The organism is Mesorhizobium sp. M0292 (assembly GCF_040321695.1).
GTDB lineage: Bacteria > Pseudomonadota > Alphaproteobacteria > Rhizobiales > Rhizobiaceae > Mesorhizobium.
The window spans coordinates 113,544-125,265 of sequence record NZ_JAMYSB010000013.1; the positions used below are offsets into that span (position 1 = coordinate 113,544).

The following is an 11,722-nucleotide window of genomic DNA, read 5'->3' on the forward strand; positions in this document are numbered from 1 at the left end:
CAAGGCTCCGCAAATGTCTCAGGAGATGAGGTCGAAATGGCCGAGGGCCTCGGCATAGGAAAGTGCCGGCCGCGCGACGTCGAAATGAACGGTGCGCATGCCGGCGGCACGGCCGCCATCGACATTGCGCTGCTGGTCGTCAACGAACACACAGGCGCGGGCAGGCAGGCCAAGCGCCTCGGTCACCAAGGCATAGGCGCGCGGATCGGGCTTGAGGATGCGGGTATAGGTGGCGTCGACGATGGTGTCGAACAGCTCGAGCAGCGGCAGCCGCTGACGGAAGCCGGCGCCATAGAACAGATCTAGCTCGTTGGACAGGATCGCCAGGCGAAATCCCGCCGCATGCACGGTCCGGATGGCGCGGACGGCTTCGGGCCGCACGATCTTTTCCGGCTCGGCTCCGCGTGCGCGCTGGACGAATGTCTCCATTGCCTCCCAGTCCTCGCCGACGAGCCGGCCGACTTCGCTGGTGCGGGTGCGCCAATAATCGCGCTCGCTGATCTCGTTGGCCTGCATGGAGCGCCACACCGGATCTGAATCCGGGTCGAACGGCCCGTGCCATTGCAGCGTTCCCGGCGCGAGGCCGAGCGCCTGTTCGGTCAAGGCATGGGTCTCGAAAAGGGTCCGGGTGACGACGCCGCCGAAATCGAGGACGAGCGCCTGGGCAGGAACAGCGCTCACGCAGCCACTCCCTTGGCCGGCATGCCGCGCGGGATGATGCCTTCCTCGACCCAGCGGTCGAAGATTTCGAGCGCCTTGCCGACGAACTCGTCGCTGTTGATGTGGGCGTCGATCTCGTGGAACTCGACGCCGGCGGGAATGGCCTTGCGCATCTCATCGGTGAACGCCGCGAGGGCTTCGGGTTCGTACAGCGGCTCGCCCTGCGCATCCCATTCCTGGATGCCGCCGGAGGGCAGGATGAAAGCGGAGCGCCCCTTCGACGCACCGAGCTTGGCGGCGATGGTCCTGGCGACTTCACGGCGGTCGGCGGCATCGACGGTGATCGAGCCGATCAACCTGTTATGAGCATGGAATGGCCGCTGCGCGAACTTTGTCGGCAGCGCCTGCCAGGTCGGGAAATCGACCATGTCCACGGCGCCAGGGGCTGCGATCTGCGGAATGCCGCGGGCGCCGGCATTCTCGAGCCGGTCGGCGCCGGAGCTGACGACCGAACCGGCAAGATGATTGGTGATCTCCTGCAGGCTGAAGTCGAACACCGCGCAGAAATGGTCCTGGCTGGCGATCGATTCGAAGGCCCGGCCCCCCATCCCGGTGGTGTGAAAGACTGCGACGTCATAGCCGCGCTGCTCCAACGCCGGCTTCAGCGTCTTCATATAGCGCAGGCAACTGCTGCCCAGCGAAGTCATGCCGATGGTCGGTCCGACCGCCGGGGCCGAAGCACGGGATGCAAGCACGATCCTCGCCGCACCGACCACCGCGCCGCAGGCCTGGGAAAGGACCAGCTTGCAGATGGTGTTGAGGCCGTAGAGCCCGCCTGCCCACAGGATCATCATCAGGTCGGGCGCGACACGCTCGGGCGGAATGAGATGCGAGTAGGCGATGGTCGAGACGACGAATTTCGGCACGCCGAGCGGCAGGCACAGCGCGACATCGAGCGCCAAATCGGTTCCCATCGAACCACCGATGGCGATGAAGGCGTCGATCTCGCCGCGCTGGTGAAGCTGGCGCACCAGCTGAACGGCGCCGACTGCCATCAATGTCATGGCGGTGTTTTCATCGCCGCTCGAGACGATTTCGGCCATCGTCACGCCAGCGGCCCGCGCAACGGCATGCTTGTCGTGATCGGGACTATAGGCGGGGGCGCCTAGCACGCTGACATCCATCATCACGGCGCGGCCACCGGATGCCTCGATACACGCTTTCATGAACAGCAGTTCCTCGGTCTTGGTGTCGCCCGTGCCGATGACCAGGATGCGGGGCGTCGCCATATCTGCAGACATCAGGCCTGCCTCCTCAGCGTTTGCAGGTTTTCGCCATTGAGGCGCATCGAAATCTCCCCGTGCCGCGGTCACAACCGCAAGCCCTCGTTCCACGATCGCAGCCGGTGTCGTCCTGGCCTTCGGGGCTGCCACCGCAATTGTCCCCAGCGCAAGTCCGTTGGCGGCGCGGATTGCAGCCGCGACGCCGATCACGCCGTCCTCATGGCCCTGGTCGCAGATCGAATAGCCGCGGTCGCGCGCCTCGCCGATCGACTTTGAAATGGCGGCCGGCTCGACGAGGGTATGATCGGTAAAGGCCTCAAGCGAACCTGTCAGGCATGCTTTCACGGTCGCGTTGTCGGCGAAGGCGAGATAGGCGATGCCGGAGGCGGTGGAATGCAGCGGCAGAAGCTGGCCGACATCGATGTTCACCCGGTTTGCCCAGCTTGAATGCTCGACATGGACGGTGATCAGCCTGTCGACGCCGAATTCCGACAGATGCACCGTCTCGGTTGTCGAACCCGCCAGATCCTGCGCCACGGGAATTGCCGTTTGCAGGAACGGGAAGCAGGCTTCGCGGATACGCGCCAGCCGCGACAGGCCGGCGCCGAGGCGATAGTGCCGCGTGCCGGCATCCTGCTCGACGAAGCCATGGCCGCCCAGCGCCATCAGCAGCCGCCGCGTCGTCGCCTTGTCCAAGGCGCACCGCCGCGCGAGATCGGAAAGTCCGAGCTCGGGCTCGTCCGCCGTGAACAGCTCCAGAAGTGAAATCGCCTTGCCGACCGTACCCATCCAGCCTCCCGCTCGGATAGAAACTTAATGTGTGAATTAACTTGACAGGCATCCGCATTCTTTGCAAGTCTATATTCAAAATAATGGTTCAAATAATGAACCGATGGCATTTAGGGAACAGGCCGAGCGGCCGCGAACCCAGGGGTTCGTAAGACTGGAGGGACAAATGTCAGCAGTTTCGGAACAGGCGCCCGCCAACAGGCTGCGCAAGAACAGTCTTGGCGTCGGCGCTATCACCTTCATGGTGATTTCGGCGGCGGCGCCGCTCACCGCGGTCGCCGGCGGCACGCCGCTCGGCATGCTTATGGGCAATGGGGCGGGCTTTGCCGGCACCTATCTTATCGTGACCGTGTTGCTGCTGCTGTTTGCGGTCGGCTACGTCGCCATGTCGCGCCATGTCGGCAATGCCGGCGCCTTCTATGCCTACGCCGCGCGCGGGCTGGGCGGTTTTGCCGGCGGCGCAACCGCAATCATCGCGATCCTGTCCTACAACACCATGCAGATCGGGGTCATGGGCCTGCTGGGGGCCGCGACCGCCGGCCTGTTCGCCGGCTGGGGCATCGACCTGCCCTGGTGGGTGTGGAGCTTCATCGCCGTCGCCATCGTCGCGGTGTTGGGCTACCGCCAGGTCGACCTCTCGGCCAAGATCTTGACGGTGCTGGTGCTGTGCGAATACATCGTGGTGCTGGTGTTAGACCTCGCCATCCTCAAGACCGGTGGCGACAGCGGCCTCTCGGCGGCGCCGTTCAGCTGGAGCCAGATCGTCAGCGGCTCGCCCGCCATCGCCATCCTGTTCTGTTTCGCCGCCTTCATTGGTTTCGAGGCGACGACGATCTACGCCGAGGAAGCCCGCGACCCCAAGGTGACGATTCCGCGCGCCACCTATTTCTCAGTGTTGCTGATCGGCGTCTTCTACATGGTCACGGCCTGGCTGATGGCGGTCGGCGCCGGCGTCGACAAATTGTTGCCGGCACTGCAGGCGCTTCAGGATCCGACGACTTTCCTGTTCGGCCTGTCCGACCGCTACGCCGGAACCATGCTGTCGCACGCCATGGGCATCCTGTTCGTGTCGAGCCTGTTTGCCGGCGTGCTGGCGTTCCACAACGCGGTTGCCCGCTACATCTACGTCTCGGGCCGCGAGAAGCTGTTGCCTGAAGCGATCGGCGTGACGCATTCAGTGCACCAGAGCCCGCATGTCGCTTCCGTCATCCAGAGCGTGTTGGCAGCGATCGTCATCGGACTGTTCGCGATACTCGGCCTCGATCCGGTTCTGGCGCTGTTTTCCTGGCTGACCAATGTCGCGACGCTGGGAGTCATCGTCATGATGGCGGTGGCCTCGCTCGCCGTGGTGATGTACTTCCGCGTCAACCCGTCGACGCAGGAGAATGCGCTGAAGACCACCATCCTGCCTGGGCTGGCCTTCATCGCTTTCGTCGTCATCATCTACCTGATCGTCATTAATTTCGGTGGCCTGTCCGGGGCCGGTGGCTTCCTTGGCGTGTTGCTGCCGGGGCTGGTGCTGATTGCCGCGGTGGTCGGCCTGCTGCTTGCCGGTGCGTTGAAGAGCCGGGATCCGGTTGCCTTCGAAAATCTCGGCGTGCCGCTGAAGGACTAGGACAAAGGACAAGGGGGTAGCGCGTTCGGCGCCGCCCCTTTCCATCGCAAGGGAGTAACGGCGTTGAGCTTTGCCGAGAGCATCACCGTTGAGGCGCTGGAAGCCGATCCGTATCCGATCTATGCGGAACTGCGGCGCAGTGCGCCTGTCGCTTTCGTGCCGGCGGTCAATCTCTGGTTCGTCACCCGCTGGAAGGACGTCGAGACCGTCGCAAAGTCACCCGACATCTTCTCCGCCGTCGTCGGTACGTCTCCGGTCGAACGCTCGTTCGGCAAGCCGACCATCCTGACCACCGACGGCGAAACGCATAGACAGCTGCGCCAAGGCGTCGATCCGAAATACCGGCCGCGCACCGTCGCCGCCTATGCCGGCGATCTCGTACGGTCGATTGCCGAACCTTTTCTCGACCGGATCGCCGAACAAGGCTCCGCCGAGCTGATGGCGGATTATTTCGAGCCGGTGTCGACGCTCAGCCTGGCGCGCTCGCTTGGCCTTGCCGACATCGACATGCCGACGCTGCGCCGCTGGTTCTATGGCCTTGCGCAGGGCGCCATCAATTTCGAGAACGACCCGAGGCGGCAAGAGATCGCCGACGCGATCAGCGCCGAGGTCGGCGCAGCCATCCGGCCGACTCTGGATAGACTGGCGCGCGCACCCGACGACTCGGCGCTGTCGCATATGCTGCATGACGGCATGCCGGAAGGCACGACGCGGCCGATCGATTTCTTGATGCCAAGCATCAAGGTCATCCTGCTTGGCGGCATGCAGGAGCCCGGACATGGTGCCGGTTCGATCCTCGCCGGCCTGCTTGCGCATCCCGAACAATTGCGGCAGGTGCTCGCCGATCCCGAGACCTTTGTGCCCAGGGCTGTCGATGAAGGCTTGCGCTGGGTGGCGCCGATCGGCACCCAGACGCGGCAGACGACGCGGGCGGTCGAGCTTGGCGGCGTAACGATCCCTGCCGGCGCCGCGGTCGCTGCACTTGTCTCCTCGGCAAGCCGCGACGAGAGCCGCTTTGCCGATCCAGACCGCTTCGACATCAACCGCGGGGAAGGCAATCATGCCGCCTTCGGCTTTGGTCATCATTTCTGTTCGGGCCGGTTTTTCGCGCGCGAGCAGATGTGCCTTGCGTTAAGGCTGCTGCTCCTGCGCTTCCCCGATCTCAGCTTGGTGCCAGGCAAGGTGCCGGTGTTTCGCGGCTGGGAATTCCGCGCGCCAACCACGTTGTATGTTTCCCTGGGAGTCCGCCACCAATGATCAGCCAGAATGCCATCGACGCGCTGCGCAAGACGGAGATCGGCGAGCGGGGCTTGTTTATCGACGGCGTACAGGCCGCAGCGACGAGCGGCGCGACGCTGGCGGTGATTTCGCCGATCGACGGCCGCCCTTTTGCCAGCATCGCTGACGGCAATGCCGCCGACATCGATCGCGCGGTCCGATCGGCGCGAAAAGCATTCGAGAAGGGTTCATGGTCGCGCGCCGCCCCTGCCTTTCGCAAGAAGGTGCTGACGAAATTTGCCGAGCTGATCGAAAAACATGTCGATGAGCTGGCCGTGCTTGGCGTGCGCGACAACGGCACCGAGATCGGCATGGCCTACAAGGCCGAGCCGCTGTCGGCGGCCGGCACCATCCGCTACTACGCCGAGGCGATCGACAAGGTCTATGGCGAGATCGCGCCGACGGCCGACAATGTGCTCGGGCTGATCCACAGGGAGCCACTCGGTGTCGTCGGCGTCATCGTGCCGTGGAACTTCCCGCTGATGATCGGTGCCTGGAAGATTGCGCCCGCACTGGCCACCGGCAACAGCGTCGTCGTCAAGCCGCCGGAGATCGCCTCGCTGACCTTGCTGCGGCTGGCCGAACTCGCAAGCGAGGCTGGACTTCCCGAAGGCGTGTTCAACGTCGTTACCGGTCATGGTGCTGTCGCCGGCGAAGCGCTTGGCCTCCATATGGATGTCGACGCCATCGCCTTTACCGGATCGGGGCCGGTCGGCCGGCGGCTGCTCGAATACTCCGCCCGTTCCAATTTGAAGCGGGTCTTCCTCGAGCTTGGCGGCAAGTCGCCCAACATCGTCTTTGCCGACGCTCCGGACCTGAAGCAGGCGGCGGTCGTCTCGGCCAACGGCGTCTTTCGCAATTCAGGCCAGGTCTGCGTGGCGGGCTCGCGTCTGCTCGTCCAGTCGTCGGTCTATGATCTTTTCATGGACGAACTTGTCTCGGCAACCACGCGGCTCAAGGTCGGCGACCCGCTCGATCTCGCCAGCGATATCGGTGCGGTATCGAGCGCCGAACAGCTGGACAAGAATCTCGGCTTCGTCGCCATGGCGCAAGCCGAAGGCGCCCGTCTCGTCGCCGGTGGCGAACGGATACTGACCGAGACCGGCGGCAGCTACATGGCGCCGACGATCTTCGAGAACGTGACGCAAGAGATGCAGTTGGCGCGCGAGGAGGTGTTCGGACCGGTGCTCGGCGTGATGCGCTTCGAGACCGAGGAGGAGGCGGTGCATCTGGCCAACTCCACTGTCTACGGACTTGCCTCGGCGGTGTGGACCGCCAATCTTTCCACGGCCCATCGCATGGTGCGCGCCATCAACGCCGGTGTCGTCCACGTCAACACCTATGGCGGAGCCGATATCACCGTGCCGCTTGGCGGCGTCAAGCAGTCCGGTTCCGGCCGTGACAAGTCGCTGCATGCGCTGGAGAAATTTGTCGACCTCAAGACCGCCTGGATTGCGCTCTGAGCCTCGCGGAAAGGCCAGCATATCTGCTCTTTTCGTCAAGCTTGGCCTCAGAACGCCACGCTGGTGCTGATTGGCGGCGATCAGGTCGTCGCTATCGGCAGCTCGACTAGCGTGGTGTCGCGGGTCCAGGCTTTGCGCGGAAAGCCGTGTTGCGACCGGCGGGTATCACAGCGTCCTACTCCGTTGTGCCGGCTTTTTTTCTGCGCCGATTGGTGTGCGACTGGGCGACGGCCATTCGTAATTCAGGTGTGACCTCCAAAGGCGCATTCTCTGTCCCATGCGGGTCTTGCAGCCCCTGGACGTGGACGGTCGGGAATGGGAGCTCGATGCCCTGCTCCTTGAAGGCCTGGCGGAGGCGCAAAAAGAACCTGCCTTTCATGCTGAAGGCGCCTCCAGGTCTGGTCGTGACCTTGACCCTCAAGACGATGCCGTACTCGCCGAACTCCTGCACCCCCTGCATCTTGATCGGTTCGATCACCCAGTGTTTGAACTCCGGATCTTCCGCCAGTTCCAGGCCAATTCGCTTGATCAGTTTGCGAGCAAAGTCGATATCGGTGTCATAGCCAACGGTGATGTTGAATTTGTCGGTGACCCAGTCACGGCTCTGGTTCTGCACGGCGCCGAGTTCGCCGAAAGGTATCGTGAACAGCGGACCACGATGGTGGCGCAGCTTCACCGAGCGCAGCGAAAAGCTCTCCACCGTACCCCTGTAGCTGCCCGATGAAATGTATTCGCCGACACGGAAAGCATCGTCGAGCAGATAAAACACGCCAGAGATCACGTCCTTGACGATGGTTTGCGCGCCAAAACCCACGGCGACGCCGACGACGCCGGCGCCGGCGATCAGCGGGCCGATCTGGATGCCGATCGAAGCGAGCATCATCAGCACCGCCATCACGATGATCACTGCTAGCAGAATGTTCTGGATGATCGGCAACAGCGTGTGCAGCCGCGCCTGATGCGGATCGAGGGTGAGGATGTCTTCTTCGCTCACCACCGCTTGCGGTATCGCGACGCCCAGCTTTCGTTCGATCAAGGCTTTGATGATCGACCAGCCGAAATCGGCAGCAAGGGCAATGACCACGACGTTGATCAAGCCGCGCAATATGAGCATGGTGGTCGTATCGCTGCCGCGCATGGATTGCATGTCCAGGCCCAGTACGCGTGCGAGAAGGTAAGCCGCCGCGAGGATGAAAATCATCCGGATACCGCGATCGATGACAGCGATCGTCACCGCCGGGATCGTCGGCCGGCCCGCATCTTCCGAACCGGGCCGCAGGACGAAATTAACCCCGCGCTCCGTCAACACGATGGCCAGGGGCAGAAAGAAAGAGGCGAAGGTAAACCAGAAGAATGTGTAGAGGCCAGCAATGCGTTCGAGGAACAGAACGACGAAATAAACCGTCAACAACCATGTCACTGCCGTGTGACCGCTGTGGCGCGCGCGGTCTCGCTGCGTTCTTGGCCGACGCCAAATGGCCAGCAGGAAGAGCAACAGCAGGATGAAATCGGCGCCGACGGACAGGACCATCATTCCGTCCTGGTCTATGCCGAGACCCGGCAAGAGGACAAACGCGGCGGCGAAGAAGGCGAAAACGCCGACGATCCGGGGCAGCCAATAAGCCCAATGGTCAGCAGCTCCGTTGGTGATCGGCAGGGCACGAACCTCGATGGCGTGCTCGACCTCCATGAAAGAAGGGACGAGCGTGGCCATCACGTATAGGCGCACAGCCCACGTAAAGACCGCAGCCATCAGAAATGTCAGCACAATCTCGCGGATGAGCGCTGGCCAGTCGAACAGCATGAACGCACCGGCGCTGCCCAGCGCGAACGAGCCGATCATCATGCTGGAATAAAGCGTGCGGCCGCCGATCTTCTTGGCCCGCCCGATGGGCGTATCTCTGGGTTGCGCGATGATCCAAAGACGAAATGGACGGGTGAGCTTGTATATTGCCCAGGTGAGCGCCAGGCCGGCAGCGATAAAGATCGCAATCAGCACCAATACGCTGACGGGGCCCTTGCTGGACATATCGTCCATTGTCTGGGCCCGGACGCGCGCGAACTGGCCCGGCAGTGTGGGCACGGTTCGCACGATTTTCTCGATGTGATGCTTGATCCGATCGAGCGTCGAGGATGCCATTGTATTCATCTGGCCCGGTGCGGCCGCGGCGTCGGCCGGCGGAGTGCTAGCCGCAGCAGGCGCTTCCGTTGAACCAGCGGCCGGATTTCGTTGCTCGGCCACCCAGGCCTTCACCGACGGATCGTCGAGAAGCTCGAACAGCTGTTTGACCTTGTCGGGCGCGACGGCGGCCGGTGACTGCGCCTGTGCCGGGCCAGCCAGCAGGAGGGCGATGCCAAGGATGAGCGGCCCGGCAATCAGGGCAAACATCGTCGTCAGGCCTCCGGGACGCCGTGCCGGGCGCGCCAGCTTGCTGGCTCCCAATCGTCGTTTCATGAGCAGCATCGTGCGGTAACCTTCCGGTCAGATCGGCGAGCAAGGACAGCTATGTCCGTCGTTGCCCCCACCTTTAACAAGCCGATGTTGCGGTGCAAGTCTCATCGCACCTAGACCGTTGGGTAGGGCACCAGGCGACCGGCAAGGCTGTCGTCACCAGCGCCAGCGTTGCGCTGCGTTCCTTGTCCCGACCACCTAGACCGGGTCGTTGTCGGTCGTCGGTTGCTCCGCGGCGGGAGCCTGTGACCATGCCGCATTGCACAATTTTGCGACCTTGCCCACAATGCACGCATGGTCCGCAGCTCACTCGCCGTCCTGGTCATCGACGAAAACCGTATCCGCGCCGCGATCATCGAGGCAGGTTTGCGCGAGGCCGGCCATGAGCGGGTCACCGTCATCCACGATGTGACCGGCATTGCGCGGCGCATCGCCGAGATCGAGCCGGACGTCATCGTCATCGACCTGGAAAACCCGAACCGCGACATGCTGGAAAACATGTTCCAGCTGTCGCGTGCGGTGAAGCGGCCGATCGCCATGTTCGTCGACCGGTCGGACCAGGCATCGATCGAAGCGGCGGTCGATGCCGGCGTTTCGGCCTATGTCGTCGACGGCCTCAGGCAAGAGCGCGTCAAGCCGATCCTGGACATGGCGGTCAGCCGCTTCAACGCTTTCTCGCGCATGGCGCGCGAGCTGGAAGAGGTTCGAGGCGAGCTTGAGAGCCGCAAGGTGATCGACCGTGCCAAGGGCATCCTGATGAAGTCGCGCGGCCTGACCGAAGAGGCCGCCTACACGCTGCTGCGCAAGACGGCGATGAACCAGAACCGCAAGATCGGCGACATTGCCCAGAGCCTGGTGACTGCCGCCGGGCTGCTCGGGCCGTCGGAGGACGAATGAGCATGAGCGCCGAGCACCAGATCACCGCCGGCTTCATGCCGCTCTTCGACAGTGCCGTGCTGGTTGCGGCGGGTGAGCTTGGATTTGCCGCGCGCGAGGGCATCGATCTCACACTGCACCGCGAGACCTCCTGGGCCAACATCCGCGACCGCATCGCCATCGGCCATTTCCACCTGGCGCACATGCTGGGGCCGATGCCGCTCGCCTGCAATCTCGGGCTGACGCCGCTTGCTTCCGAGACCATCGTGCCGTTTTCGCTCGGGCTTGGCGGCAATTGCGTCACCATCTCCAACGCCGTCTGGGAAGGCATGGCGGCACACGGCGCCATACCCGATCTCGAGCCCGCGCGCGCGGGCGCAGCCCTCGGTGCCTTCATTCGCGACCGCGCCGGGGCTGGCGGCGATCCGCTGCGCTTTGCCGTGGTGCACCCGCATTCGGGGCATAATTACGAACTGCGCTACTGGCTTGCCGGGTGCGGCATCGATCCGGAGCGCGAGATCGAGATCGTCATCGTGCCGCCGCCCTTCATGGCCGATGCGCTGGCCGCCGGGCGGATCGACGGCTACTGCGTCGGCGAGCCCTGGAACAGCGCCTCGGTCGCCGCCGGCACCGGCCATATCGTCACGGTCAAAGCGCTGCTGTGGCGCAACAGCCCGGAGAAGGTGATCGGCGTGCGCAAGGCCTGGTCGCAGGAGAACCCGGTCCCGCTGGCAGCATTGCTGCGCGCGCTGCATCATTCGGCGCGCTGGTGCCAGGATCCGGGCAACCGCGCCGAACTGGCTGGTGTGATGGCTCAAGCTGGCTTCCTCGGCCTGCCACCAGCTGTCCAGATGCCGATCCTGACCGGCCATCTTGAACTGGGCGGCGGCGCCGAACTGGATGTCGACGACTTCTTCCTGCCCTTCGACAAGGCGGCGAACTTTCCGTGGAAGAGCCATGCGCTGTGGTTCTATACGCAGATGGTGCGCTGGGGGCATGTCGAGCACACGCCGGAAAACCTTGCTATCGCCCGTGACTGCTACCGTCCCGACCTCTACCGCTCGGCGCTAAAGCCGCTTGGCGTTGCACTTCCCGGCGCCAATGCGAAGGTCGAGGGCGCGCTTAAGGTCGCCACGGCTGTCGGTGCGACCGGGGCAGGCTTGGTGCTTGGGCCAGACGGCTTCTTCGACGGTCAGACCTTCGACCCCGACGAGATCGACGGCTATATAGCGCGCCAGAAAGCCGCTCGCGCGGAAGCCTGATCATTCTCGCGCCATTCTTGTGCATTGCACAAAAAATGTGCGTG

At 63.7% G+C, this 11,722-nt stretch carries 8 protein-coding genes and 1 pseudogene; 5 read left to right on the forward strand and 4 right to left on the reverse strand.

Annotation, left to right across the window (positions count from 1 at the left end):
• Nucleotides 1-18: 18 nt before the first annotated feature.
• The 3 genes and pseudogenes from NKI96_RS20680 to NKI96_RS20690 form a co-directional block, all read right to left on the reverse strand.
• Entirely contained in the window at nt 19-681 is a 663-nt protein-coding gene (locus NKI96_RS20680; protein ID WP_352805845.1) for an HAD family hydrolase, read from the reverse strand.
• Entirely contained in the window at nt 678-1,961 is a 1,284-nt protein-coding gene (locus NKI96_RS20685; protein WP_352805895.1) for a Tm-1-like ATP-binding domain-containing protein, read from the reverse strand. The genes NKI96_RS20680 and NKI96_RS20685 overlap by 4 nt, the downstream gene beginning before the upstream one ends.
• 132 nt (nt 1,962-2,093) lie before the next feature.
• Nucleotides 2,094-2,732, reverse strand: a pseudogene (locus NKI96_RS20690) (IclR family transcriptional regulator); the annotation flags it as partial.
• A 166-nt stretch (nt 2,733-2,898) separates the two neighbouring features.
• Between NKI96_RS20690 and NKI96_RS20695 the strand changes: the two are divergent.
• The 3 genes from NKI96_RS20695 (at nt 2,899) to NKI96_RS20705 (ending at nt 7,088) form a co-directional block, all read left to right on the forward strand.
• Nucleotides 2,899-4,347, forward strand: a complete 1,449-nt coding sequence (locus tag NKI96_RS20695; RefSeq protein WP_352805848.1) for an APC family permease — start codon at nt 2,899-2,901, stop codon at nt 4,345-4,347.
• A 63-nt stretch (nt 4,348-4,410) separates the two neighbouring features.
• Nucleotides 4,411-5,604: a cytochrome P450 gene (locus NKI96_RS20700; RefSeq protein ID WP_352805851.1), complete on the forward strand. Its 1,194-nt coding sequence runs from the start codon at nt 4,411-4,413 to the stop codon at nt 5,602-5,604.
• A complete protein-coding gene (locus NKI96_RS20705) occupies nt 5,601-7,088 on the forward strand; it encodes an aldehyde dehydrogenase (RefSeq protein WP_352805853.1) in 1,488 nt (495 codons plus the stop codon). The genes NKI96_RS20700 and NKI96_RS20705 overlap by 4 nt, the downstream gene beginning before the upstream one ends.
• A gap of 175 nt (nt 7,089-7,263) precedes the next feature.
• Here the strand turns inward: NKI96_RS20705 and NKI96_RS20710 are convergent, their stop codons facing one another.
• Complete coding sequence (locus tag NKI96_RS20710; protein ID WP_245260533.1) at nt 7,264-9,552, reverse strand: mechanosensitive ion channel family protein; 2,289 nt, start codon at nt 9,550-9,552, stop codon at nt 7,264-7,266.
• Nucleotides 9,553-9,834: 282 nt separating this feature from the next.
• Here NKI96_RS20710 and NKI96_RS20715 point away from each other — a divergent pair, with 282 nt between their 5' ends.
• Nucleotides 9,835-10,437: an ANTAR domain-containing response regulator gene (locus NKI96_RS20715; protein ID WP_023667842.1), complete on the forward strand. Its 603-nt coding sequence runs from the start codon at nt 9,835-9,837 to the stop codon at nt 10,435-10,437.
• Between the two features lie 2 nt (nt 10,438-10,439).
• On the forward strand, nt 10,440-11,678 hold the full coding sequence (locus NKI96_RS20720; protein WP_031197900.1) for a CmpA/NrtA family ABC transporter substrate-binding protein: 1,239 nt from the start codon (nt 10,440-10,442) through the stop codon (nt 11,676-11,678).
• The last annotated feature ends 44 nt before the right edge of the window (nt 11,679-11,722 follow it).